The 25,953-nt window shown below is 67.0% G+C and carries 21 protein-coding genes; 10 read left to right on the forward strand and 11 right to left on the reverse strand.

The genetic code is table 11. The features are described from left to right. Positions 1–39: 39 nt before the first annotated feature. The 6 genes from ACPTTF_RS26025 to ACPTTF_RS26050 form a co-directional block, all read right to left on the reverse strand. Positions 40–1,431 (reverse strand): OmpW/AlkL family protein, encoded by a 1,392-nt coding sequence (locus ACPTTF_RS26025; RefSeq protein ID WP_423368787.1) that lies wholly within the window; start codon positions 1,429–1,431, stop codon positions 40–42. Between the two features lie 4 nt (positions 1,432–1,435). Further along, the gene (locus tag ACPTTF_RS26030) at positions 1,436–2,731 is read right to left on the reverse strand and encodes an HlyD family efflux transporter periplasmic adaptor subunit (RefSeq protein ID WP_423368788.1); all 1,296 of its coding nucleotides are present in this window, start codon (positions 2,729–2,731) and stop codon (positions 1,436–1,438) included. 12 nt (positions 2,732–2,743) lie between these two features. Beyond that, positions 2,744–3,748 carry a hypothetical protein gene (locus ACPTTF_RS26035; RefSeq protein ID WP_423368789.1) on the reverse strand — a complete coding sequence of 335 codons (1,005 nt, stop codon included), beginning with the start codon at positions 3,746–3,748 and terminating at the stop codon, positions 2,744–2,746. Continuing rightward, positions 3,745–5,865: a peptidase domain-containing ABC transporter gene (locus tag ACPTTF_RS26040; RefSeq protein WP_423368790.1), complete on the reverse strand. Its 2,121-nt coding sequence runs from the start codon at positions 5,863–5,865 to the stop codon at positions 3,745–3,747. The genes ACPTTF_RS26035 and ACPTTF_RS26040 overlap by 4 nt, the downstream gene beginning before the upstream one ends. Positions 5,866–6,009: 144 nt before the next feature. Then, complete coding sequence (locus ACPTTF_RS26045) at positions 6,010–6,195, reverse strand: hypothetical protein (RefSeq protein WP_166953149.1); 186 nt, start codon at positions 6,193–6,195, stop codon at positions 6,010–6,012. 225 nt (positions 6,196–6,420) lie between these two features. Further along, positions 6,421–6,597, reverse strand: a complete 177-nt coding sequence (locus ACPTTF_RS26050; protein WP_006479216.1) for a hypothetical protein — start codon at positions 6,595–6,597, stop codon at positions 6,421–6,423. Positions 6,598–6,875: 278 nt separating this feature from the next. Here ACPTTF_RS26050 and ACPTTF_RS26055 point away from each other — a divergent pair, with 278 nt between their 5' ends. The 7 genes from ACPTTF_RS26055 (at position 6,876) to ACPTTF_RS26085 (ending at position 14,550) form a co-directional block, all read left to right on the forward strand. Further along, positions 6,876–8,291 carry a TolC family protein gene (locus ACPTTF_RS26055; RefSeq protein WP_423368791.1) on the forward strand — a complete coding sequence of 472 codons (1,416 nt, stop codon included), beginning with the start codon at positions 6,876–6,878 and terminating at the stop codon, positions 8,289–8,291. Positions 8,292–8,773: 482 nt separating this feature from the next. Continuing rightward, positions 8,774–9,811: an aliphatic amidase gene (locus ACPTTF_RS26060; RefSeq protein ID WP_166953152.1), complete on the forward strand. Its 1,038-nt coding sequence runs from the start codon at positions 8,774–8,776 to the stop codon at positions 9,809–9,811. Positions 9,812–9,879: 68 nt separating this feature from the next. After that, complete coding sequence (locus ACPTTF_RS26065; protein WP_176045188.1) at positions 9,880–10,362, forward strand: AmiS/UreI family transporter; 483 nt, start codon at positions 9,880–9,882, stop codon at positions 10,360–10,362. Next, positions 10,362–11,201 carry a CbbQ/NirQ/NorQ/GpvN family protein gene (locus ACPTTF_RS26070; RefSeq protein WP_423368792.1) on the forward strand — a complete coding sequence of 280 codons (840 nt, stop codon included), beginning with the start codon at positions 10,362–10,364 and terminating at the stop codon, positions 11,199–11,201. Before ACPTTF_RS26065 ends, ACPTTF_RS26070 begins: the two co-directional genes overlap by 1 nt. After that, the gene (locus ACPTTF_RS26075) at positions 11,198–12,757 is read left to right on the forward strand and encodes a nitric oxide reductase activation protein (RefSeq protein WP_423368793.1); all 1,560 of its coding nucleotides are present in this window, start codon (positions 11,198–11,200) and stop codon (positions 12,755–12,757) included. The genes ACPTTF_RS26070 and ACPTTF_RS26075 overlap by 4 nt, the downstream gene beginning before the upstream one ends. Positions 12,758–12,789: 32 nt before the next feature. Beyond that, positions 12,790–13,932, forward strand: coding sequence for a transporter substrate-binding domain-containing protein (locus ACPTTF_RS26080; RefSeq protein WP_423368794.1), 1,143 nt, complete (start codon positions 12,790–12,792; stop codon positions 13,930–13,932). Between the two features lie 6 nt (positions 13,933–13,938). Then, positions 13,939–14,550 carry an ANTAR domain-containing response regulator gene (locus ACPTTF_RS26085; RefSeq protein ID WP_027791381.1) on the forward strand — a complete coding sequence of 204 codons (612 nt, stop codon included), beginning with the start codon at positions 13,939–13,941 and terminating at the stop codon, positions 14,548–14,550. Positions 14,551–14,578: 28 nt separating this feature from the next. Here the strand turns inward: ACPTTF_RS26085 and ACPTTF_RS26090 are convergent, their stop codons facing one another. Further along, positions 14,579–15,028: a winged helix-turn-helix transcriptional regulator gene (locus ACPTTF_RS26090; protein ID WP_011355448.1), complete on the reverse strand. Its 450-nt coding sequence runs from the start codon at positions 15,026–15,028 to the stop codon at positions 14,579–14,581. Positions 15,029–15,380: 352 nt separating this feature from the next. On the opposite strand from ACPTTF_RS26090, the gene ACPTTF_RS26095 reads away from it, so the two are divergent. Beyond that, on the forward strand, positions 15,381–16,304 hold the full coding sequence (locus tag ACPTTF_RS26095; protein ID WP_423368795.1) for an alpha/beta fold hydrolase: 924 nt from the start codon (positions 15,381–15,383) through the stop codon (positions 16,302–16,304). 87 nt (positions 16,305–16,391) lie between these two features. Here the strand turns inward: ACPTTF_RS26095 and ggt are convergent, their stop codons facing one another. Beyond that, the gene (gene ggt, locus ACPTTF_RS26100) at positions 16,392–18,113 is read right to left on the reverse strand and encodes a gamma-glutamyltransferase (protein ID WP_423368796.1); all 1,722 of its coding nucleotides are present in this window, start codon (positions 18,111–18,113) and stop codon (positions 16,392–16,394) included. Positions 18,114–18,533: 420 nt separating this feature from the next. Here ggt and ACPTTF_RS26105 point away from each other — a divergent pair, with 420 nt between their 5' ends. Beyond that, positions 18,534–19,058, forward strand: coding sequence for a metal-dependent hydrolase (locus ACPTTF_RS26105; RefSeq protein ID WP_423368797.1), 525 nt, complete (start codon positions 18,534–18,536; stop codon positions 19,056–19,058). A 211-nt stretch (positions 19,059–19,269) separates the two neighbouring features. Next, entirely contained in the window at positions 19,270–23,790 is a 4,521-nt protein-coding gene (locus ACPTTF_RS26110; RefSeq protein ID WP_423368798.1) for a DEAD/DEAH box helicase, read from the forward strand. A gap of 264 nt (positions 23,791–24,054) precedes the next feature. Here the strand turns inward: ACPTTF_RS26110 and ACPTTF_RS26115 are convergent, their stop codons facing one another. The 3 genes from ACPTTF_RS26115 to pcaQ all read right to left on the reverse strand — a co-directional run bounded on the left by ACPTTF_RS26115 (position 24,055) and on the right by pcaQ (position 25,897). Then, entirely contained in the window at positions 24,055–24,351 is a 297-nt protein-coding gene (locus ACPTTF_RS26115) for an XRE family transcriptional regulator (protein WP_011355454.1), read from the reverse strand. A 73-nt stretch (positions 24,352–24,424) separates the two neighbouring features. Further along, the gene (locus ACPTTF_RS26120; RefSeq protein WP_423368799.1) at positions 24,425–24,784 is read right to left on the reverse strand and encodes a type II toxin-antitoxin system RelE/ParE family toxin; all 360 of its coding nucleotides are present in this window, start codon (positions 24,782–24,784) and stop codon (positions 24,425–24,427) included. A gap of 126 nt (positions 24,785–24,910) precedes the next feature. After that, positions 24,911–25,897, reverse strand: coding sequence for a pca operon transcription factor PcaQ (gene pcaQ / locus ACPTTF_RS26125; protein WP_423368800.1), 987 nt, complete (start codon positions 25,895–25,897; stop codon positions 24,911–24,913). Positions 25,898–25,953 lie beyond the last annotated feature (56 nt).

A 25,953-nucleotide genomic window follows, 5' to 3' on the forward strand; every position in this document is an offset into this window, starting at 1 on the left:
GTCGCGCGTCAAATTCATGAAAAAAGGGGCCGGCGCCGGTCAGAAGCGGAACGCGAGCAGCACGCTGGCCAGCACGGGGTTCGCGGAAATGTCGAACGTGTTCGACGCGAGCTGCCGGTTCGGCTGGTCGATATCCAGCGTAATCTTCGTACGTAACGGGATATAGGTCACCATGCCGGTGATCCAGAACTGGCGCGTGATCTGGTAGCTCGCGCCGACGGTGAACACCGGCTCCCACACGCTCTTCACCTTTGCCGACACGTTGGTCTTGCCCGACAGCAGCAGGTCGCCGCCCGCATCCCAGATGCGCTGGAACAGCGACGGGTCGAGCAGCAGCGACTGCAGGCTGCCGATGTCCGAGCCCGCCGCGAGCAGCCCGCCGAGCGACGCGAGCTTGCGCTGGAACACGGGATTCAGGTTCGTGTTCGTGAAACGCGTATAGCTGATGCCGACGCCCGCGAACGGGCGGAAACGATCGTCGCGCTCGCCGAGGTAATACTTGAACACGACGGACCCGAGCCATGCGCGCGTGGTCGCGAGCGGGTTGCTTTGCGTGTTCGCGAGGTCGATCAGCGGAAAGCGCCCCTGGACGCCGGAAAAAATCCGGTCGAGCGGCAGCGCGATGCTGCCGTGCCCGCGCAGCGTCAGCACCGGCGGAATGCCGCCGCCGAGTTCGGCCGCCCAATTCTCCGAGAAAAAGTGGGTAAAGGTGAACGCCAGCGTGTTCGTATTGCTGAGCGACAGGCTCGAGCCCTGGTTCTGGAAGCTGTTCAGCCCGAGTGCATCGGTGTGCGTCGTCACGGGCGTCGATCGGCCGGTCGTGCCGATGAAGTGCCAGCCGAGACCGACCATGTTGCGATCGTCGCCCATCAGCTGTGTCAGCAACGGCGGCGCCTGGGCGGCCGGCAGATCGGGCAGCCGCGACGGGTCAATGGGATGCAGTTCGTACGGCATCCGGTCGGCGTGGACGACGCCGCCGGCCGGTGTGTCATCCGCCGTTGCATCGCGTGACGTGGCCGGCCCGCAGCCGCCGGCTGCGCCGTTATCGTCGAAGCCGATGCCGTCCACGCTGTCGTCGGACGCTCCCGCGCATGCGCGCCCCGCCCCACCAGTGCGCTGGCCGAGCGTGATCTTGCGCGCCGAAAACGGGATGGCGTCGGGTTGCGGCACATCGACCGCATCGCCGCGCTCGCGGCGGGCCGGCCCCGCATCGGTCGCCCACGCGCTCGCATCGAACCCGTCCGCGTCGCCGCCCGGCCAGAAGCCGATCCCGTCGGCGCCGGCCTGCCAGCGCGGCTCGGCGTCGCCATCCGGCTGCGGCGCGCCGTGCGCGGCGGCCGCGCACGCGAACAGCGTCGCGCCGAGCCAGCGCGACAGCGGACGCACGACGCCCGGCCGCGCACGGCGGCGGTACTTGTCCCGGCTCGCCATCGGCTCAGGCCGGCACGCCGAACAGGCGTTGACGGATCCGGTACAGCGGCTCGAACAGCCATTCGAGCAGGCTGCGCCGCTCCAGCACGATGTCGGCCTTCAGCATCATCCCGGCCCGCAGCGACAGCGGCCGCCCTTCGAATGCCGGCGTGCGGTCGGCCAGCTCGACCCAGGTCTTGAAGTAGGTCTGCGGCGCGGCCGCATCGCCCGGCAGGTTCAGCTCCTTCGCAGAAAACGCGACCGGCGAGATCGACAGCACCTTGCCGCGATACGTGCCGAACTTCTCGACCGGGTAGCTTCCGTACGCCACCTTCACTTCCTGTCCCTTCTTCACGAAGCCGGCCTTCGACGACGGAATGTAGACCTCGGCGATCAGCCCGTCGGCCTTGGCGGGCAGGATCTCGACGACGCGCGTGCCCGGCGGGTCGATCACGCCGCCCTGCACGACGTCGAGCCGCACGATCTGCCCGTCGGCCGGCGCGTACAGCACCTGGTTCACGTTCTCGTCGATGTTGTATTCCTTCGCGTTCAGCTCCTCCTGCTTGATCTTCAGTTCGGCGTTCGCGCCGTCGTACTTGCTCTGCATCGTGTCGAGGTCGCCGCGCAGCTTCATCGCGTTCTTCGCGAGCTCGGCACGGCGCAGCAGCAGGTCCTGGTATGCCTGCCCGGCCTGCAGGTACTGCGTGTTGACCTGGTTGTACTGCTCGAGCGTCACGACCTGTTCGTCGAGCAGCTGCTTCACGCGCGCACGCCGTTCGCCGTACTCGTCGACGATGCGCTTCTGGTCCTGGATCTGCCGGTCGATCAGCCCGCGGCTTTCACCCTGCGCGGCGATCTGCTGGTTGGTCTGCTGCACCGACGACTTGTATTCGAGGCGTGCCGCATCGATCTGCTGCGTCACCTCGACACGCTGCCGATCAAGTGCCGCGCGCATCCCCTGCACGTTGTTCCCCTGACTCACGAAGCTCGTGTCGCGCGTCACCGCCAGCAGCCGCTGGCCCGCCTTCACCTGCTGGTCCTTGCCGACGTAGATGTCGCGCACGGCCCAGCCCGGCGGCGCGCTGACGCCGATCAGCCCCGAGCGCGGCGTCAGCATCCCCGACACGCTCTCGGTGTTCGCATAGCTCAGTTCGACGAGCGCAATCACGAACATCGCGAACATCGCGAGCGACAGGTAGCAGAAGAACCGCATCGACACCGGCACGTCGACGACGCCATGGATCACGGTGCCGAAGGTCGTGCCGCGCGCGAGCTTGCGCGACGGCTTCTGTTCTCGAAGGGCGGAGTTCCAGGTCGGCATGGGGCGGGCTCGTCAGGAGCGACGCCGCGCGGCCGCATCGAGCAGCGGCGCCGGCATCAGGTAAGGCGTGAAGTGTTCCCAGAAATGCCACTGCTCGGGCTGGCGCACGAGCGCCTGCTCGAGACGGTCGACGATGCGCTGGTGCGTCGCGCGCACCGGCGACGCGTCGTCGTCCGCGCCGAGCATCGGCGCGAGCGGGCTGGCCGGGAGTTCGGTGAAATGCACCGCGCAGCGATCGCGGAACGGCACGCCCGTCGCGTACGCAACGAGCAGCGGAATCCCCTGCTCGACCGCGAGCTTCACGCCGCCGCCGGCCATCCGCACCCAGCGCCCGCCGAGCCGGCAGCGGTTGGTCTTGCCGAACTTGCCGTGCAGGTCGGAGAACAGCAGGAACACAGGCGCCTCGCGTCGCAGGCTCGTGATCAGCCGCCGCAGGTGCACGCGTTCCTCGATGTCGATGAACTCGACTTCGCCGGCGCCGTATTCGGCGACGAGCCGCAGCGCATCGTCGAAGAACGCGCCGGGTGCATCCCGGTGCAGGATCACCATCAGCTTGCGGTCGTCGGGAATCATGAAGCGCAGCTTCGTGACGAACAGCATCAGGTTGCCGAAATGCAACCCCGCAAGCATCAGCGGGCCGCCGCGCGCGAGCGCCGCTTGCAGCTGCGCGTCGCCTTCGCACGCCATCCCGTCGATCATCGACTTCATCGATTCGAGGCTGTGCGTGCGCAGCTTGAGCCCCGCGAACTCCGCTTCGAACAGTTCGCGCACGATCGCCGCCGACACTTCCCGCACGCGTCGCGGATCGTCGTTCAGGTGTGCGCTCAGCATGTACGCGACCGCACGCTCAACCGACTCGCGAATGCACGGAAAGCAGCGCAGGCATGCGCCCGAGCACCAGCGCATCAGCCGCAGCCCGCGCGCGGGCGACGTGCGCAGCGCGACGGCGCGCACCGCGCGCCGCACCAGGAACGCATAGGAAAACGGATTCAGCAGAAAGAGTCGTCCGAGCATCACCGCGTCTCCTCGGCCAGGCGCCATGCGTCGGTCGCATCGGTCAATACGCCGTCCTGCATCTCGTAGATCCGGTCGACCATCGACAGGATCGACGCGTCGTGCGTGACGAGCACGATCGTGCACGGCAGCGTCAGCACGTTGCGACAGATCTCGTGCGTCGTCGCCTGATCGAGGTTCGACGAGAATTCGTCGAGGATCAGCAGGCGCGGCTCGCAATACAGCGCCCGCGCGATCAGGAGCCGCTGCATCTGGCCGGCTGACAGGAATTTCTGCGTATCGCCGAGCGGCGTGTCGTAGCGATGGTCGAGCCGCTCGATCTCGTCATGGATGCACGCGAGCTTCGCCGCGTCGAACATCGCGCCGATCCGCGGCGCGGGCGCGAAGTTCGTGATGTTGTCGCGGATCGTCCCGCGAAACAGCTGGTCGGACTGCGTGACGGCCGCGAGATGCTTGCGGTACTGCCGCAGGTTCACTTCCGCGAGATCGACGCCACCGACGAACAGCGTGCCGGGGTCCGGCCGCACGAGCCCGCAGATCAGGTTCAGCAGCGTCGTCTTGCCGCTGCCGGTGCGGCCGACGATCGCGATCTTGCTGCCGGCCGGCACGTCGAGCGCGATGTCGCGCAGGATCGGGCGGTTGCCGCCTTTCGGCGTGTACGACAGCGCGCGGATCGACAGCGCGCCGTCGAACCCGTCGACCGGCCGCACGACCGCGTCCGGCGCGGGCTCCTCGGTCTCTGTCTGCAGCACGTCGGCGACGCGGTCCATGTGCACCTGCAGCACCTTGCGGCGCACGTAGAGCTGGATCGAATCGATGAACTTGTCGGCGAACAGGTTCTTGTACTGGATGAACGCGTAGATCACGCCGATCGTGCTCTGGCCGTGCATCACGAGCCACGCGCCGTACGTGACGATCACCAGTTGCTCGACATGCACGATCCCCTTCGAGATCGCATCGAACAGCAATTGCAGCCGCTCCTGCTGGCGCATCGCCTGCAGCTTCTGCGTGAACGCGTTGACCCACAGGCTGCTGCGGGCCGTCTCGGCCGACAGCAGCTTGATCGAGTGCGCGGAGCGGATGTTCTCGATCAGCAGCGCATCGGCTTCGGCGCCGCGCGTGAGGATCTGCGACATCGCGTCCTGCAACTGCGGCTGGATTGCGAGCCGGCTCAGCGCGAACAGCACCATCCCGGCCAGGCTGATGCCGGCCAGCACGGGGCTGTAGTACAGCATCAGCACGAGCGTCAGCGTGCAGGTGACGATATTGAGCAGCCCGCCCACGAGACCGTCGACGAGAAACCGCCCGACCTCCGACACCGACGACACGCGCGAAATCGAATCACCCGTGTTGTGGAACAGGAAATAGCCGATCGGCAGCCGCGCGAGATGCCCGACCATGTTCGCCGACAACTGCTGCGACACGATGTTGCGCAGATAGCTCTTGATGTTGCCGACGAGGTTCGCGTAGAGCGTGTCGAACAGGAACACGATCGCGAACAGGATCGTCAGCAGGTACAGGATGTCGACGTCGGTCTTCTTCAGCGCCTCGTCGATCGTCAACTGCACGTACGACGGGCCGAGCAGCAGCAGGAGCTGCGCGGCGACGCCGCCCGCGATGCCGATCGCGAGGCTCTTGCGGATGCCGGTCAGCCCTTCGAGGTAGTCGCGCAGCCGGATCCGGTCGGCCTGCCCCGCCCGCGTGAAGCCGATGTCTGGATTCAGTTCGAGCGCGTAGCCCGTGATGTGCGTGAGCGCCTGCGCGAGCGGCAGCTTCGTTTCGCCGAGCGCGGGATCGACGATGTGCACGCTGCCGTAGCCGACCTTCGTCAGCACGACATAGTGGTTCATCCCCCAGTGCAGGATGCACGGCGTCTTGAGCGCGTCGAGCTCGCCCGCGTCGAACTGCAGCGCGCGTGCGCGCAGGCCGAGATCGTTCGAGATCTCCATCAGGTCGAAGAACGACAGCCCGGAATCGATCCGGACCGGATAGCGGTTGCGCAGCGTGCGCAACGTCGTTTCGCGCCCGTGCCACGACGCGATCATCGCGAGGCAGGCCAGGCCGCACTCCGTCACCTCGTCCTGCAGGACCGGACGGACTTTACGCGTATTGAAGAGCATGGTCGGGCACCCGGGGCGCGACGACGCGCCGCCCCGGGCCTTCCGTTGCAGGCCGTGGCGGGTCGTGCGCGATACGCATGGGCGCAGCCGGCACGCTGCCGGCTGCGACAAAAGATCGGTGTTACCGGCCGCTTGGCGAGTCGCTCAGCGCGACGAGCCGAGCGACATCCGGAACTGTTCGACGGCGTGGGTCTGGTACTGGGTCATCAGGCCCTGGATCGTGGTCCCGATCGACTGATTGACGAGATCGACCGTATAGGCGGCCGAATTGGAGTAAAGCGACGCGCCGCCGCGAATCTGGCGGGCCTGTTCTTCCGTGATGTCTCGCATTTGTTGTGGCCTTTATATTGTCGGAATACCCGCCACCGTCAGCCAATTGAAATCACAACGGCTGTTCACTTTATTACGGGGATAATCCGGCACTCCTGCCTCCTGATAATCGCCCGAACCGAAAACTATGCATTTCGGATTCGCTTTATTTCCACTGCGGCGATCGATTCTTTTCCTTCTGTTTCGCAGCATTTCGCGCGGGGGGCGCCTCCCCGCGCACGGCGGTTACTTGCCGGTGTTATTGAACGTCTTCGGGTTCTGCAGGTAATTACCGAGGCTCGGCAGGAACTGGCCGAGCGCGGTCACCACCGGCGCGGCGTCAACGGCGAGGCTACCCAGCGAGCTGATCGCACCACCGCCATGCACATTCCTGACCTGTTCCGTCGTCATGACCTTCATCATTCTCTCCTCGTAAAAAATAAAGATGATGCAAAGAACCTTCATTGAAAGACAAACGGCTTTTAATCCCTAGCGACTTGTTAATCTAATAATCACTGCGATTACGAGCCGAAATCAGGCTATCATGCGAGCGCATCGGAATTCAATGGAGGACACACTCTTACAGGCGCGCTTTCCGATGCGCCACGGGTGGCATGCATTCAAGCTGTTTGAATTTCAATTTCAATACGTTTAAATCCCGCCGCAATGCGTTGCGGCACGGGCAGGAGACGGAGACGGCCATGTTTGAAACGAGGCGCGCGAATCGCGGATCGGCGACGCAGAGTGCGGGTAATTCCCTATCAAGTTTTTCGACTAGGGGGAATCCCCGACTTGCAACCATAACATTGTTCGCTGTAACAGTGACTGGCGTATCGGCAAACGCGCATGCGTTCTGCCTCGACACGGCCTACCAGTACGCGTCCGTGCACGATCCGCGCTATCTCCAGGCGCGCAGCGAATACGATGCGGCCCGTCAAAAATTCCCCGAAGCACGTGCGCAGATGTTGCCGCAGGCCGCCGCGCAACTCGAATGGGGACGCTACGGTACGCACGCAAACCTGTTCGGCATCGACGTCAGCGGATCGAGCAATGCCGCATACGGTTCCGCGCAGGTCACGCAGGCGCTGTTCAACGTGCCCTACCTGTACGACATGCGTCGCGCGACCGAGTATGAGGAATCGGCGAAACAGAAGCTCGAGGTTGCCAGGCAGGACTTGATCCTGCGCGTCGCGAACGCGTGCTTCGACCTGCTGAGCGCGCGCGAGAAACTGCAGTCGGCCGACGACGAAGTGAACGCGCTCACCCGGCTCGAAAGCGATACGCGACGCATGGCACAGCTCGGGATGAAGACGATCGGCGATACCGCCGAAATCGAGGCGCGCCGCAGTCTCGCGGAATCCGACGAAGCCCTCGCGCAAACCGACGTGGACGCGCGCCGCGCGCGCTACGAGACGCTGCTCGGTTCGACCATCGATTTCTCGCGCTGGCCGCGGCTCGCGATGCGCGGCTCGTCGCCGCGCATTCCGTCGGGCGAATACGCGCCGCAGGACAACCCCGCGTACCGGCAGGCGTACCGCGACGTCCAGGTCGCGCGGCTCGCCGCGAAGCGCGTCAGCGCCGAGCACCTGCCAACCGTCGACCTGTTCGCGTCGTATTCTCGCGGGCTCAACCCGAACCTGCGCGGGCTCACCGATCGTTCGGACTTCCATCAAAGCGCAGTCGGCGTGCAAGTGACGATCCCGATCTTCTCCGGCGGCAGCGTGTACTACCGGCAGGTGGAAGCCGAGCACGTGACGGAGCAGTATCGCAACCGGCTGCGCGAGGTCGAGGAGCAACTGGGCACCGATCATCGCGAGGCGCTGTCGGCGCTCGAATCGGTCGGCAAGCGCATTCGCGCGCTGCAGCAGTCGCTGCAGGCCGCACGTCTCGCGTACGATTCGTCAATGAAGGCGCATCAGGTCGGCTACAGCACGACGTACGAAACGCTGAACCTGCGGCGCGACATCTCGGGCATCCGGCAGAAACTGTTCGACAGCTATCTCGATGCGCTGAAGCTGCAGTTGAAGCTGAAAAGCGTGCTGGGCACGCTCGACGAGCAGTCGCTGATCGCGGTGGACAGCTTCCTCGAAAGCAACGCGGCGAGCGACCGCGGTTAAGCGCGGTTCGACGTGCATCGGTATCTCACAGAAGGTTGTACACGCAACCTTGATGGCCAATGCCGATGCGCCCGCCGATCGATCTGCCGATCCATCGCAGCCGGCGCGGAGCGATAACGCCCCGTCGTTCGCGCAATCTTGCGTCCGACCCCGCTCGATCACCCGACGCAAGACACCATCCCGGACGCACGCCGCGCCCTCAAGGCGTGCAGGGGTATACGCGATGTTGCGTCCAAAAAGAACTTTGCCTAGAGTGCATCCCATCGATCCGGCGGACAAAGACGTCCCACGATCGTGCGCAGCGCGCGCCCGCTAGCCCGCGCTTCGCCGGCCCCGCATCGGGCCACCCATCCGCATTCCCGTTATCCGACAGCGTTGTCGGATGAACGGACCGGCAAAGAAGCCCTTGCCTCGCTCGTCGAGGCAAGGGCTTTTTTTTGCCTTTCGAAAACGCACGTCTTCACCTGAACCAGGAGCACACCATGCGTCATGGCGATATTTCCAGCAGCAACGACGCCGTCGGCGTCGCCGTCGTCCAGTACAAGATGCCGCGCCTGCACACGCGCGCCGACGTGATCGCGAACGCCCGCGAAATCGCGGAGCGCGTGGTCGGCATCAAGCGCGGCCTGCCCGGCATGGACCTCATCGTGTTTCCCGAGTATTCGACACACGGGATCATGTACGACGCGAAGGAGATGTACGACACGGCCTCGACGATCCCCGGCGAGGAAACAGACATCTTCGCGGCCGCGTGCCGCAAGGCGAACGTGTGGGGCGTGTTCTCGCTGACCGGCGAGCGCCACGAGGAACACCCGAACAAGGCGCCGTACAACACGCTCGTGCTGATCAACAACAAAGGCGAGATCGTGCAGAAGTACCGCAAGATCATGCCGTGGGTACCGGTCGAAGGCTGGTATCCGGGCGACTGCACGTATGTCGCCGAAGGGCCGAAGGGGCTCAAGATCAGCCTGATCATCTGCGATGACGGCAACTACCCGGAGATCTGGCGCGACTGCGCGATGCGCGGCGCCGAACTCGTCGTGCGCTGCCAGGGCTACATGTACCCGGCGAAGGACCAGCAGGTGCTCGTGTCGAAGGCGATGGCGTTCATGAACAACTGCTATGTCGCGGTCGCGAATGCGTCCGGGTTCGACGGCGTGTATTCGTATTTCGGCCACTCGGCGATCGTCGGCTTCGACGGCCGCACGCTCGGCGAATGCGGCGAGGAAGAAAACGGCGTGCAATATGCGGAGCTGTCGGTGAGCCTGATCCGCGACGCGCGCCGCAACATGCAGTCGCAGAACCACCTGTACAAGCTGCTGCACCGCGGCTACACGGGCAAGATCGGTTCCGGCGAATCGCCGAACGGCGTCGCGCAATGCCCGTTCGAGTTCTATGCGAACTGGGTGAACGACCCGGACGGCACGCGCCAGGCCGTCGAGAAGCTCACGCGCGCGACGCCCGGCACGCCCGAATGCCCGATCGAAGGCATTCCGTCCGAAGCGCCCGCGCATCGCTGAGCCCGCACCCTGCCCGGCCGTTCGCGCCGCGTGCGCGAACGGCTCCGTCCCACTCTGGAGCCTTCATCATGCTCGGTGTCGCTCTCTTCTTCATCGGCGCGGTGCTGGTCGTCAACGGCGTCGCGCTGACCGGCCGCATCGAACCGCGCGACGCGGCCGGCCTGAACCTGCTCGTCGGGCTGCTCGCGCTGCTGATCAACCTCGCCGGCCTCGTGCAGGCATCGGCGCCGCCGCAGTTTTTCTCGAGCGCGGGCGGGCTGCTGTTCGCGTTCACGTACCTGTATCTCGCCGCCGTCCAGTGGCGCGGGCTGCAAGGCGCCGGCCTCGGCTGGTACTGCCTGTTCGTCGCGATCAGCGCCCTTGTTTATGCGGGCACGTCGAACGACGTGCGCTTCGGTGCGATGTGGCTGCTGTGGTCAAGCCTGTGGTTCCTGTTCTTCGTCGCGCTCGGGCTGAAGCGGACCGTGCGCTTCCTGCCCGGCTACACGATCGCGATCGGCGTCGGCACCTGCTGGCTGCCCGGCATGCTGATGATGACGGGGAGGTGGTAATGAGCGCACGCGACACGCCGCTTGCCACCGATCCGCTCGCCGGGCACCGCATCGCCGACGCCCCGTTCTACCAGCCGGCCGGCGCCGAGGCCGACTGGTTCGACGCGGCCTGCCGCCATCACCTGCCGGTGCTGCTGAAAGGGCCGACCGGTTGCGGCAAGACACGCTTCGTCGAATACATGGCGTGGCGCATGGGCCTGCCGCTGATCCAGGTCGCGTGCAACGACGACACGTCGGCGGCCGACCTGACCGGCCGCCACCTGCTCGACGCCGATGGCACCTACTGGGCCGACGGGCCGCTCACGCTCGCGGCGCGGCATGGCGCGATCTGCTATCTCGACGAGATCGTCGAGGCACGCCCCGACGCAACGGTCGTGATCCACCCGCTGACCGACTCGCGGCGCGTGCTGCCGCTCGACCGGCTCGGCGAGGTCGTGCATGCGCATCCGGATTTCCATCTGGTGATCTCGTACAACCCCGGCTATCACGGCGAGCATCGGCGGCTGAAGCCGTCGACGCGGCAGCGTTTCGTCGCAATCGACTTCGGCTATCCGGATGCCGCGCACGAGGCCGACGTCGTCGTGCGCGAAAGCGGCACCGACCGCGAAACCGCGCGCCGGCTCGTCGACCTCGCCCAGCGCACGCGCGCGCTGGCACAGGCGGGCAACGGGCTCGACGAAGGCGCGTCGACGCGCCTGCTCGTGCATGCGGCCCGGCTGATCGTCGCGGGGCTCGCGCCGCTCGATGCGTGCCGGATCGCGATCAGCGACGCGGCGACCGACGACGCCGACACGCGTGCCGCGTTGCAGACGATGGCCGCCGCGTACTTCGCGACATGAGCGCGCTGCAACTCGCCCGCTTCCTGCACGGGATGACCGCGCACGAGACCGACGTACGGCTCGACGATGCGGCGCTGCGCGCGACGCTCGGTCATGCCGCGCTGCGCGTGCCCGGTGCGTTGCCACCCGATGCGCGCATCGCGGCGGCCGCGCACGCGCTTGCTCACTGGCTGCATTCACCGTCCGGCGAGCCGGCCGACAAACTGACGCCGATCGGCATCGCCGTCGCCGGCCTGATCGAGGATGCGCGTGTCGAGGCGCTGCTCGCGCGCGCATGGCCGGGGATCTCGACCTTCTGGGCGCCCGCGTTCGCGCCGATCGACCGTGAAGGGCTCACGTTCGGTCATTTGTGCGCGCGGCTGGCGAAAGCGCTGTTCGATCCGTCATACCGCGACGGCAACCCATGGGTCGACAAGGGCGCGCAACTGTTCACCGAACGTCGCGACACGCTCGACGATTACCGCGCGTTTCGCACGATCGCATCACGGCTCGCGAACGATCTCGGCCAGATGCGCGTGCGCTTCGAACCCGACGACGGCGCATGGCTGCCCTATCGCGACGACAACGCGTGGCTGTGGGCGCAGCCGGCCTCCGCGGCGGCCGAACAGGCGGGCTCCGACGGCGTCGAGATGTCGGCCTCGACCGGCAGTCACAGCGACGAACCCGACGACGAACCGCCACCCGCGCCCGATGCCCCGCGCTATCCCGAGTGGAATTGCCACATGCAGCGCGAGCGCCGCGACTGGACGACAATCGTCGAACGTGCGCCAGCCACGTCCGTGCCGCCGCGTTCGCTTGCTGCGCTGATCGAAGCCGACCGCCGCACGGCGAAGCGGATGCCGGCCGCCCGCGCGTCGGAGATGCTGCGACGCGTCGGCCGCCAGCTCGACGGCGATGCACTCGACGTCGATGCGGCGATCGCCGCACGGATCTCACGGCGTGCCGGGCATGCGCCCGATCCGCGCGTGTTCCGTCGCCGCGTGGCGCACGACGCGCGCGGGCCCGTGCTGATCCTGCTCGACCTGTCGGCGTCGACGGCCGCGCAGGTCGCCACGCTCGAGAAGCGCGCGGCGTTCGTGCTTGGCGACCTGTTCGACCGGCAGCGGCGGCGCTGGGCCGTGCACGGCTACACGTCGGACGGCCGGCATCGCGTGTACTACGCGCGCTTCAAGGATTTCGGCGAAGCGTTCGACGCCCGGCGTCGTGCGGCGCTGCTGGCGGCCGACAGCGGGATGAGCACCCGCACGGGCGCGGCGCTACGGCATGCGCTGGCGTTGCTGCGCCGCGAAGCCGCGAGCGCACGGGCCGCCGTGCTGATGATCGGCGATGGCGAAGCCGCCGACATCGACGTGTTCGACCCGCGCTACCTCGTCGAGGATGCACGTCACGCGGCACGCCAGGGCCGGCAGCGCGGTGTCGCGATCGCCGGTTTGTCGTTCGGCGCACCGCCCGGGTTGTCTACAATACTTGGCGTCGGCCCGCGCTGCGTCCACGCGGCGAACGGCGACGCATTGCCCGCCGTCGTCGCGCACGCGGCCGGGCGCCTGAGCGCGTGACGGCCCTCCCCGGAAGAGACAGGAACGATCGAATGAACAGTGTGAAGGTTGGCGTATTGTTCTCGCAGAGCGGATGCACGTCGCACCTTGGCCAGAGCCAGTTGCGCGGCACGCTGCAGGCGATCGCCGAGATCAACGAAGCGGGCGGCGCCAACGGCTGCGAGATCGTGCCCGTCGTGCGCGATGCCTGTTCGGATCCCGCCGTCTACGCGCGGCTCGCCGAGGAGCTGATCGCCACCGAACGCGTGAACGTGCTGTTCGGCGCGTACATGTCGAGCAGCCGCAAGGCGCTGATTCCGATCGTCGAGAAGTGGGACAAGCTGCTGTTCTACCCGACGCTCTACGAAGGCTTCGAGTTCTCGCCGAACGTGATCTACACGGGTGCGGCGCCCAACCAGAACAGCGTGCAGCTCGCCGCGTTCATGACCGCGCAGTTCGGCGCGCGCGTGTATCTGATCGGGTCCGACTACATCTACCCGTACGAGTCGAACCGCATCATGATCGACCTCGTCACGCAGCATCCGGAAGGCCAGATCCTCGGCGAGGTGTACATGCCGCTCGTCGCGTCCGAGCAGGATTTCGCGGCGGTGGTCGCGGACATCCGCGCGAAGGCGCCCGACTTCGTGTTCAGCACGCTCGTCGGCGACAGCACGGCCGCGTTCTACCGCGCGTATGCGCAAGCCGGCCTCGACGCACGCAAGATGCCGATCGCGAGCCTGACGACGTCCGAGATCGAACTCGGCCAGATGGGCGCGGCCGCGGCCGGCCACTACACGTCGTCGCCCTATTTCCAGACCATCGATTCGGACGTGAACCGGCGCTGCATCGCGCAGCTCAAGGCGCGCTTCGGCGACGACGCGAGCGCATCCGCGCCGTGGGAAGCCGCGTATTTCCAGGTTCACCTGTTCGCCAATGCGCTCGCGCGCGCCGGCACCGACCAGCGCGACCGGCTCGTCGAGCATCTCGCCGACGCGGAATTCGACGCGCCGCAAGGGCGTGTGAAGATCGACCGGCTCACGCAGCACACGTGCCTCTACCCGCGCATCGGCTGCGCGACGGCCGACGGCAATTTCACGATCGTGCGCGAAGCGACGCGGCGCGTGCATCCCGATCCGTACCTCGTCACGCATTCGCTCGGCGACCGCGTGCACGCGCCCGACGAACAGAAGGCGTAACCGACGATGCGCGCCCGCACCCCGATCCGCTCGACGCCGCGCCTGCTCGCCGAACTGCGCTCGCTTCGCGTGATGGTGTACTACCCGGATGACGACAACGGCCTGCTGCTCGTCGAGCAGCTCTCGCGCATCGGTTGCCCGAGCGAGCAGCGCTGGCCGCCGCCCGCCGCGTTGCCGGAGAGCGTCGACCTCGTGATTCTCGCGGTCCGGCCCGACCTGCTGCACCTGTCGATCCCGTGGCTCGAGGACGACGCGCGGCCGCCGCTCATCGCCGTTACGACCTACGAAAGCCCGACGATCCTCGAACTGATGCTGCGCATCGACGCGCAGAGCGCGGTGACGACGCCGGTGCGTTCGTTCGGCCTGTTGAGCGCGATGGCGCTCGCGTGTCACCAGAGCCGCCGGCACGACGAATACCGGCGCCGCATTGCGCAACTGGAGCAGCGCGTGATGTCCGCGCGCACGCTGCAGGAAGCGAAGACACTGCTGATGCAGCACAACGCGATCAGTGAGGAAGAGGCGTACCAGCAGATCCGCTCGCAGGCAATGGAACGGCGCATCTCGATCAACCAGCTCGCCGAGCAGATCGTGCACGCGCATGCGCTGCTGAAGCGGTAACGCGGGCGCGATCGCCAATCGCCGCGCGTCAGTCCGGCGGCGGCAACACGACCGTGTCCTCCGGCCCGAGCACGCGCCCGTCCTGTGAGCGCAGCTCGAGCTTCCTGACCGGCAACCCAGCCTTCCGGTCGACGAGCAGCACGTGTGCCTCGTCCGGTTCGAAGAAGAAATCCTCGCCCCACTGCCGCAATGCGACGAGCAGCGGAAACAGGCCGCGCCCTTTCTCGGTCAGCACGTATTCGTGATGCGCGCCGCCGTCCGCGGCCGGCACGATGTCCATGATCCCGTGCGCGACCAGGTTGCGCAGACGCGCGGCCAGGATGTTCTTGGCCAGCCCGAGGTTCTTCTGGAATTCGCCGAAGCGGCGCAACCCGTCGAACGCGTCGCGGACGATCAGCAGCGACCACCAGTCGCCGATCGCGTCCAGCGGGCGGGCAACGCCGCAGGGGGAATCCTCGTGCGTGGTTCGTCTGTTCATCGGTGCATGAGGCGATGCCGTTCCCGGAATGCGGATGGAACGGCGGTCGTTTACGTTGAAATGAATGGTTGCAATATAAAACTCTCTACACAAAAGATCAATCGCACGGGCCCCGACTGTTCGCAACCGACGAACGGCATGGTCGATTCGGGCCTCATTGGCACTTCGACTCATACGTCCAGCCGATAAAATCCGGCATTGTCCCGTTCTGGTGCGTCATTGCGCACCTATGGCCCAGTCGTTCGGCGATTGGCCGGGCCATCTTTTTGGTTGCAACTTGAAACTCAATGGCCTACGCTTCGATTCAGTTTCAAATTGAAACCAAACTATCCGACTACCGAAGGAGCGCTCGATGATCCGGTCCGATGCCACGTTCGACGGCACCTTTCCTTTCGCCCCGCATTTCGACGACGCGTCCGGCTTCCGGATGCATTACGTGGACGAAGGCCCGCACGACGGCGAAACCGTCCTGTGCCTGCATGGCGAACCCACGTGGGGCTATCTGTTTCGCCATCTGGTTGCGGTGCTGAGTCGGACGCACCGCGTCGTCGTCCCCGATCACATGGGCTTCGGCAAAAGCGCGACGCCGCAGGGCCGCAGCTACTGGCTGCAGGATCACATCGACAACCTGGAACGTTTCGTGCTGGCGCTCGACCTCGATCGCCTCACGCTCGTGATGCACGACTTCGGCGGCCCGGTCGGCATGGGGCTCGCCGCGCGGCATCCGGATCGTATCCGGCGCATCGTGTCCGCGAACGGGCCGACGCCGTTCGGCCAGCCCGATCTTGTCGAGCGACTGACCGCGAACGGCCGCGATGCGCCGTGGTTCCAGTGGATCATGCGCGCAGCCGCGGACGATACGCTCGAGACGGTGCTCGGGCAGCTCGGCTTCAACATCCTGAGCACGCTGAAGCTGAACGGCTTCGAAAATCACGCGATCATCGACGACACCTGGATTGCCGCATACGGTGCGCCGTTCGCGCAACCGGCGGACTGTCTCGGCGCGATCGGATGGGCCCGCGGGTTTGCCGCCGGCGCGCACCGGTTCGAGGCGCCCGATGCGGCGGCGCTGCGCGCGATACGTGAAAAGCCCGCGCTCGCGATCTGGGGAGACGCCGACCGAACGCTCGGCGCCGAACATTTCCTGCCGCTCTTCACTGCACTGTTTCCATCCGCGCCCGTCGAGCGGCTGGCGGGCGTCGGGCATTACTGTTTCGAGGATGCGCCCGACGCCATCGCGGCACGCATCGCCGGATTCATCCGGACCACCGGCTGAGTGCGTTGCGCAGCGGGCTGCACGACGCCCGGCTGCGCAACACGGCGTGCGCGGCCGCCTCCGCAACCGCGCACGCCCCGCTTCACGTCAGTGGATGATCCGCGTCACGCCACGCCCGCGCGGGTCGGCCATCGCCTCCGGCGTCTTGCCGTCGATCTTGATCACCTGGATGTCGCCGCTGAAATCCTGCCCCTTCAGCGTGTAGCCGCGCGCCTCGATCTGCTTCGCGAGTTCGCCTTCGATCGGGTGGTACGGCTCCCAGAAGATCGTGTTCGGCGGCAGCAGCTGGTGATGGAAGCGCATCGCGCCGACGGCGTCCTTCAACGGCATCTTGAAGTCGTAGATGTTGTTGATCACCTGGAAGATCGACGTGAAGATGCGCGAGCCGCCCGGCGTGCCGATCACGAGCGACACCTTGCCGTCGCGGGTCATGATCGTCGGCGACATCGACGACAGCGGGCGCTTCTTCGGTTCGATCGCATTCGCGTCGCTGCCGACCACGCCGAACATGTTCGCCACACCCGGCTTCGCGGAGAAGTCGTCCATCTCGTCGTTCAGCACGATGCCCGTGCCGTCGGCGATCACGCCCGAGCCGAAATAGCCGTTGATCGTGTACGTGTTCGACACCGCGTTGCCCCACTTGTCGACCACCGAGAAGTGCGTCGTTTCGGCCTTCTCCGGCATCGTCGTGCCGAGGCCCGGCTGCACGCTCTTCGTGTCCGACGGCTCCTTCGGGTTGACTTCGGCCGCGCGCTTCGCGATGTAGGCGTCGTCGGTCAGCTGCGCGATCGGCACTTTGTAGAAATCGGGATCGCCGAGATACTGCGCACGATCGGCGAACACGCGCTTCTCGATTTCCGCGACGAGGTGGATGTACTGCGGCGAGTTGAGCTTCACGCCCTCGAAGTCCTGCTTGAGATCGGCCTTCATCTTCAGCAACTGCACGAGGCCGATGCCACCCGAGCTCGGGGGCGGCGCCGTGATCACGTCATAGCCGTTCCACTTCGCCTGCACCGGCTGGCGCCACACCGCGCGGTACTGCGCGAGATCCTCGGTGGTGATCAGCCCGTTGCCGTCACCCGTCTTCATCGACGCGGCGATCAGCTCGGCCGTCTTGCCCTTGTAGAACCCTTCCGCGCCGTCGTTCGCGATGCGCGTGAGTACATCGGCGAGATCGGGCTGCTTGAAGTTCACGCCCGCCTTCAGCCCGGAGAAATACTTGTCGAAGTTGGTCTTGCCGCCGAACTCCTTCGATGCGTCGACGCCGCGCTGCGCGAGCTGTTCGTCGACGACGAAGCCGTCGCGCGCATAGTGGATCGCCGGCGCGAGCACCTGCTTCCACTTCAGCTTGCCGAAACGCTTCTGCGCCTCCCACATGCCCGCGACCGTGCCCGGCACGCCGACCGCGCGCGGGCCGTACAGGCTCATGCCCTTGACGACGTTGCCGTCCTTGTCGAGATACATGTCCTTCGTCGCGGCAAGCGGCGCACGCTCGCGGTAGTCGATGAAGTACGGCTTGCCGTCCTTGTAGATCGTCATGAAGCCGCCGCCGCCGATGTTGCCGGCTTCCGGATACGTGACGGCGAGCGTGAAGGCGATCGCGACGGCCGCGTCGATTGCGTTGCCGCCTTCCTTGAAGATCCGCTCCGCGGCATCCGCGCTGTACTTGTCGGCCACTGCGACCGCCGAGCTCGTCAGGACTGCCGGCTGCGGCCCCTTCGCATAGGCGGGCGCGTTCGGCAGGAACCCGATGCCGGCCACCGTCGCAAGCACGACAGCGGATGATTTGAAGCGATTCAGCGTAGTCATTGCATGTCCCCCATGTGGATCTCCTTCAGGCAGGAAAAGCACCTGTCCCGCGCATGGCCGCCGGCGCACCGACGGCCATATCCGGTTTCGTAGTATAGGGGGACAAAAAGGGTCGAACACGCGGCGTGCAACGAAAGCGCATTCGTTGTGTGCGTTCGGTCATGCTGCGGCTTCTTGACAGGCATGCGGATCGGTTGAAATTGCACGGTGCGCGCGTTCGCAGTTCACATCAGTTCACGTCATCACGCGGCGCACAAAACCGAAAGTTGCGAACTGCGCGGCAGGCCACGTGACACGTGCAAAAAAATCTGCAAACGTCCCTCCCGCTGCACGATCCGATCTGCGAAGATAGCGCCCCGCTTTCGCACCGCATCATTTTTTCGTTCACGCGCCGCCTCACGTTTCTTCGTCTCGCTTCCTATGGCATCACACAACGCGCATCATGCGTCCGGCTTCGCGGCCGGCGTAGCCGCCGCCGTCCTCGTCGCACAAACCGGCGCCACGGGCCCGTGGCATTCGGGCATGTTCGCCGCATTCGCGGCAGGTGTCGCGGGCGGCACCGCGCCCGACTGGCTCGAAGTCGCATGGTGGCGCCGCAAGCGCCGCCTGTGGGTCACGCATCGCACCATCACGCACTGGGGCATCGGCTGGATCGCCCTGCTCGCGCTCGGCTGGCACGGGCTCATCCATCATCCGCATCCGCTGTGGGCCGCGCCGCTGTTCGGCTTCGCATGCGGCGGCGTGATGCACCTGCTCGCCGACTGGCCGAACCCGCTCGGCGTGCCATGGATCTGGCGGCGTCATTCGCTCAACCTGTGGAACAGCGGGCATTGCGACCTGATCGTCGTGGGCGCCGCATGGGGCGGCACGCTGTGGCTCGCGCAGTCGTTGTGCTCGCGTGCGCCGCTGCTCGAACACTGGCTCGGCTGGCTGCATCGCGTTTAGTTGCAATTCGGCGCAATTTGACGCGACTCGGCGTGCTTTCGGCATGCCGGCGCGCATGCAACTTTCCGTCCATTGAAAGTGCGGTGCAGGCCCCCATCTGAATCCGGATCGTCGACACGCGTGCCCGGCACGCACGCGTGACGTCTGGCACACTGACGATTCGATTCGTACGCGCTCCTGCCGCGCGCTTGCACCCCATTTCAACGCTCCGATGGACGTCACCGCTACCCGCCCAGCCTCCCGTGCGCTCGACGTGTTCCACCCGGCCGTCGCCGCGTGGTTCCGGCGCACGTTCGCCGCGCCCACCGGCGCGCAGGCGCTCGCGTGGCCGCACATCAAGGCCGGCCGCTCGACGCTGGTCGCCGCGCCCACCGGCTCCGGCAAGACGCTCACCGCGTTCCTGTGCGCGCTCGACGATCTGGTGCGCGATGCGCTGGCGCACGACGGCACGCTACCCGACGCGACGCTCGTCGTGTACGTGTCGCCGCTGAAGGCGCTGTCGAACGACATCCACGTGAACCTCGACGCGCCGCTTGCCGGCATCGCCGAATCGCTCGCGCAACTCGGCCTGCCGGTGCCGGCGATCCGCACCGCCGTGCGCACCGGCGACACGACGCAGGCCGAGCGCGCCGCGCTGCGCAAGCGCGCGCCGCACATTCTCGTCACGACACCCGAATCGCTGTACGTGCTGCTGTCGTCCACGTCGGGGCGGCAGATGCTGTCGAACGTGCGCTCGGTCATCGTCGACGAGATCCATGCACTCGCGTCGTCCAAGCGCGGCAGCCATCTCGCGTTGTCGCTCGAACGTCTCGACGCGCTGGCCGGCCATGCGCTGCCGCGTATCGGGCTGTCGGCCACGCAAAAGCCGATCGACGCGGTCGCGCGCTTCCTCGTCGGCGGCCCGGCAGGCGCGCCGCGCGATTGCACGATCGTCGACACGGGCCATACACGCGAGCGCGATCTCGCACTCGAACTGCCGAACGTGCCGCTCGAACCCGTGATGGCAACCGACGTGTGGGAGCAGGTGTACGACCGCATCGCCGGGCTCGCGGCCGCGCATCGCACGACGCTGGTGTTCGTCAACACGCGGCGCACCGCCGAGCGCATGGCGCGCCATCTCGCCGACCGGCTCGGCAAGGAAGCGATCGCCGCGCATCACGGCAGTCTCGCGAAAGAGCACCGCTTCGACGCCGAACAGCGCCTGAAGCGCGGCGAACTGAAGCTGCTCGTCGCCACCGCATCGCTCGAACTCGGCATCGATATCGGCGATGTCGATCTCGTCTGCCAGATCGGCTCGCCGCGCGGGATCGCGCCGTTCCTGCAGCGCGTCGGCCGCTCCGGGCACCAGGTCGGCGGCGTGCCCAAGGGGCGCCTCTTCCCGCTGTCGCGCGACGAACTCGTCGAATGCGCGGCGCTGCTCGATTGCGTGCAACGCGGCGAGCTCGACGCGTTGCGGATTCCCGAAGCGCCGCTCGACGTGCTCGCGCAGCAGATCGTCGCCGAAGTGGCGTGCACGGAATGGCAGGAGGATGCGCTGTATGCGAGCTTCACGCGCGCGGCGCCGTACGCGCGGCTGACGCGCGAGCGCTTCGACGAAGTGATGAAGATGCTCGCCGAAGGCTTCACGAGCCGCCGCGGCGTGCGCGGCGCGTACCTGCATCGCGACGTGGTCGGCGGCACCGTGCGCGGGCGCCGCAACGCGATGATGACCGCAACCACGTCGGGCGGCACGATCCCCGACATGGCCGACTACGCGGTGCTGCTGGAACCGCAGGGCATCCAGGTCGGCACGGTCAACGAGGATTTCGCGATCGAGAGCCTCGCGGGCGACGTGTTCCAACTCGGCAACCAGTCGTACCGGATCATTCGCGTTGAAACCGGCCGCGTGCGTGTCGAGGACGCGCAGGGCCAGTTGCCGAACATTCCGTTCTGGTTCGGCGAGGCGCCGGGGCGCAGCGACGAGCTGTCTGCGGCGGTCGGCCGGCTGCGGGCGCGGCTCGACGCGCTGTTCGCGGACGGTGACCGGCAGGCGCACGGCAAGGACCGTGAACGCATCGGCAACGGGACCGGCGAGAAGGCCATGCCCCGGACCGGCGCCAAAGCGGGCGCGAAGGCGAAATCAAAGGCCGGGATCAAAGACGATCCCGATGCCTCGATCGACTCGCGGCACGACACCGTTGTCGCCGCCGCCGAGAGCCGCCTCGCGCCGGCATTGCGCTGGCTCGTCGACGATCTTCGCTTGTCGCCCGACGCCGCCCGCCAGATCGCCGACTACCTCGCCCGCACCCGTGCCGCGCTCGGCGCGCTGCCGACGCAGGATACGCTCGTGATGGAGCGTTTCTTCGACGAATCGGGCGGCACGCAGCTCGTGATCCATTCGCCGTTCGGCAGCCGCATCAACCGCGCATGGGGGCTCGCGCTGCGCAAGCGCTTCTGCCGCAGTTTCAACTTCGAACTGCAGGCGGCCGCGACCGACGACGCGATCATCCTGTCGCTGTCGCTCGCGCACAGCTTCGCGCTCGATGAAGTGTGGCGCTACCTGCGTTCGGCCAGCGCCGAGCACGTGCTGGTCCAGGCACTGCTCGACGCGCCGATGTTCGGCGTGCGCTGGCGCTGGAACGCGACGACCGCGCTCGCGCTGCCGCGCTTCACCGGCGGCAAGCGCACCGCGCCGCAACTGCAGCGGATGAAGAGCGAGGACCTGCTCGCGACCGTGTTTCCCGATCAGGTCGCGTGCCTCGAGAACATCGTCGGCGAACGCGAGATACCGCATCACCCGCTCGTCGACCAGACGCTCGACGACTGCCTGCACGATGCGATGGACACCGATGGCTGGCTGGCGCTGCTGCGGCGGATCGAAAGCGGCGCGATCGAGCTCGTCGCGCGCGACCTGCCTGCACCGTCGCCGCTCGCGGCCGAGATCCTGAACGCAAAACCCTACGCGTTCCTCGACGACGCACCGCTGGAAGAGCGCCGCACGCAGGCCGTGCAGTCGCGCCGCTGGAGCGATCCTGAATCCGCCGACGATCTCGGCGCGCTCGACGCCGACGCGATCGATGCGGTGCGCGACGAAGCATGGCCGCTCGTGCGCGACGCCGACGAAATGCACGACGCGCTGCTCACGCTCGCGTGCATCGCCGACAGTGAAGCACGCGTGCACGAAGGCTGGCCCGACCGGCTTGCGGAACTTGCCGAACGCAGCCGTGCGACGAAGCTCGTTACGCCCGGCGGCGCCGCACTGTGGGTGCCGGTCGAACGGCTCGTGTGCGTGCGTGCGCTGCATCCCGACGCGCGCATCGCACCGACGCTCAAGGTGCCGGCTGCCTGCGCGCAGCCGTGGGAAGCGGATGCCGCACTCGTCGACGTGATCCGTGCGCGGCTCACCGGCTTCGGCCCGCTTGCGGTCGACGCGATCGCGACACCGCTCGGCCTGCCACCTGCGTCGATCGCGACCGCACTCGCGGCGCTGGAGCGAGAAGGCTACGTGATGCGCGGCCGGTTCACGCCGGGCACGACGACGGACGAATGGTGCGAACGCCATCTGCTTGCGCGCATTCATCGCTATACGGTGAAGCGGCTGCGCCGCGAAATCGAGCCGGTGGAGCGCGCCGACTTCATGCGCTTCCTGTTCCACTGGCAACACCTGACACCCGACACGCGCGGCACGGGCCGCGATGCACTCGCGGCCGTGCTCGAACAGCTCGAAGGGTATGAGGCCGCAGCGAGCGCATGGGAAGACGCGTTGCTGCCCGCGCGGCTCACCGACTACACGGCGGGCGGGCTCGACGAGCTGTGCCGCTCCGGCAAGCTCGTGTGGACGCGCATCGGCGCGCCGGCGCGCGCGGCCGGCACGCCCGTGAAGACGACGCCGATCGTGCTGCTGCCGCGCCGCCACCTCTCCGCCTGGCAGGCGCTACGCGATCCCGACGCGCAACCGGCGCTGTCTGCGCGGGCCACCCAGGTGCGTGACGCCCTCGCCGCGCACGGCGCGATGTTCTTCGATGCGCTGCTCGACGACCTGCACATGCTGCCCGTCGAACTCGAACAGGCGCTCGGCGAACTCGTGTCGGCCGGCCTCGTGAATGCGGACAGCTACGCGGGCCTGCGCGCACTGCTGAAGCCTGTCGTCAAGCGCAGCGCGACCTATGCGCCACGCACGCGGCGCGGCGGTGCGCTGATCGGCGGAATGGACGACGCGGGCCGCTGGGCGCTCGTACAACGCCACGCGCCGCCGGACGATGCGCCGGCGCCGAAACGCGGCCAGGCCTCGGCCTCCCCCGACGCGCTCGAACACATCGCGTGGACGCTGCTGCGCCGCTATGGCGTCGTGTTCTGGCGCCTGCTCGAACGCGAAGCCGACTGGCTGCCGAACTGGCGCGAACTCGTGCGCGTGCTGCAGCGCCTCGAAGCGCGCGGCGAGATTCGCGGCGGACGCTTCGTCGCCGGGCTCGCGGGCGAACAGTTCGCGCTGCCCGAAGCGATCCCGATCCTGCGCGAACTGCGGCGACAACCGGGCGACGGACAGTACGTTTGCGTGACGGGCGCCGATCCGCTGAATCTTGCCGGCACGCTGCTGCCCGGCGACAAGGTGCCGGCGCTGGCTGGAAATCGCGTGCTGTTCCGTGACGGCGTGCCCGTCGCATCGCTGGTTGCGGGGGCGTTCCACTACGCACTCGAACTGTCGCCCGCCGCGCGCGAGGATGCACGCCTGCGGCTCGCACGCCGCTACTGACATCGGCTGACCCGCGGCACCGCACGGACTACTGATCGTCGGGCCGCGCTGCCACGTGCCTTCGGGTAGCATCGAACGACTTTCCGCGCGGGCGCCCGCGCTCCAGGTCAGTGACCCGGCATGTGCGCGCGGGCCGACACTCGCGCGCTCGCGGCGACACGCCGTCGAATCATGGCCGAACCGCTGGCCGGGCAGCCGGCCACGGCGCCGTGCGCATCACGCGCCGGGCCGCGGACTCGGCCGTACACCGATGCTTCATGCTCGTCAGGCGGGCACCAGCTCGAAGCTGAGCCGTTTGCCGAGCGCGGCGGCAGCGCTTGCGAGCGTCGCCAGCGTAAGGCTCGTGTCGGTTTCGTCGAGCAGACGGTTGAGCGCGGCGCGGCTGGTTTTCATCCGCGCGGCCATCGCGGTTTTCGTGATGTGCTGCGCCTTCATTTCCTGCCCGATCTGCCAGGCGATCACGCGCTTGATCGCGGTGGCGGTGGCCGCTTCGAGATTGCCGTCCTCTTCGAGGAAGGTATCGAAATCGCTGCCGATATGCGGATTGTTCGTGGTCGTCATGAGGTACTCCATTGCATGGCGTTGCCGGCTGCCTGACCGTTGAGGACGGTGCGTTCCGGCGCAACCGGGAAATTCAGATGGCACGCATCAACGCTTTGAGACGCGCGACGGTGACATCGAGATCGTCCGACGGCGTGGCCCGCGACTGCTCGAAGAAACCGTGCAGCAGGACCATGGTGCCGCCGACGACCGTAAACAGCACACGGGCGCTCCGCCCCGGCAACATCACGCGGATCTCCCACAGATCCTGTGCCATCTTCCGGACCAGCGGCATGCCGAGCGGCCAACCGAGTTGAACGGTCTTGATCTCCTCGCCGATCACCCTTCGCTCCGCTTGCCCAAGCGACTTCAGCCATTCGCGCACCGGCTCGTTGCCACGGGCCGTCTGGAAGAACCGCACGCCGAGCGTGACCTGGATCTGCTGTCTCGTCATCGTCTTGACACCCATCGTACCAAAAAAGATACGATATGCCAAGCACCCCTGGGGCCGCTACTGGCCGGATGGCCAATCCGGCAGCCGGGGATGGGTCGGGCCGCGCTTGCCGCGCGATCCGCCGGATCAATTGTCGCGACGAGCCGGCTTGCGCGCCGCGCGTGACGTCTCGCGTGCGCGCGTGTCGCCGAACCGCGATCGCGCGATATCGCGCACCGCATCGATCAGCGTCCGCGCGACCGGCGACGGCTGCGCATCGGTGCGCAGCACGAGCCCGACCGGCTCGTCGGTACCTGCCGACGGCAGCGGCAGGCGTGCCAGCGCCCCGGCCGACAGGTCGTATTCGGCCGCATAAAGCGGCACGAACCAGACCGCATCGTTCTCGAGCGCCAGCGCCCGCGCGACCGATACCGACAGCACCTCGATGAACGAATCCAGCGGCGGCACGCCGCAGGCGCCGAGCAACTGCTCGGCCGACTGGCGGATCAGCGTGCCGAACGGCGGCAGCACGACCGGATAGCGCGCGAGCTCGGCGGCCGGCGCCGCGCTTGAAAGCAGCGGATGCCCGGCACGCACGACGGCGACGAGCGGCTCGTTGTACAACTGCTCGAACGCGAGCCCGATCATCCGCTCCGGCTCCGACAGCCGCCCGATTGCGCACTCGATCGCGCCGGACTTCAGGCGCTCGAGCAGATCCGCGTTCGCGGCCGTCGCGATCCGCACGACGATGCGCGGCCAGCGCTCGGCGAGCGCCTTCATCAACGCGGGCGCGAGCGATGCCGCGACGGTCGGCAGCATGCCGATTTCCAGTGTCGCCGCGGCGGCGCCGCCCTCACGCGCAAGCAGCCCGACACCCTGCCGCAGCGCCAGCACGCAAGCATTGGCGTGCGGCATGAACAGTTGCGCCTCGCGGGTCGGCTGCGCGCCCTGCCGGCCGCGCTCGAACAGCTTCACGCCGAGGATCGCCTCCAGTTCGGCGATCGTCTTCGAGACGGCCGGCTGCGTGATCGACAGGCTTTCTGCCGCCTTCTGCACGCCGCCCAGCTGCGCGACCGCGAGAAAGCACTGCAGGTGCCGGAACTTGACGCGGCCGTCGGCGATACGGTTATTCATAACGGGTGGTTATGCGATTGACGATGAAATGCCATTTTGCATAACTTTCCGGATAG

Source organism: Burkholderia crassaminum, from assembly GCF_964265005.1.
Lineage (GTDB): Bacteria > Pseudomonadota > Gammaproteobacteria > Burkholderiales > Burkholderiaceae > Burkholderia.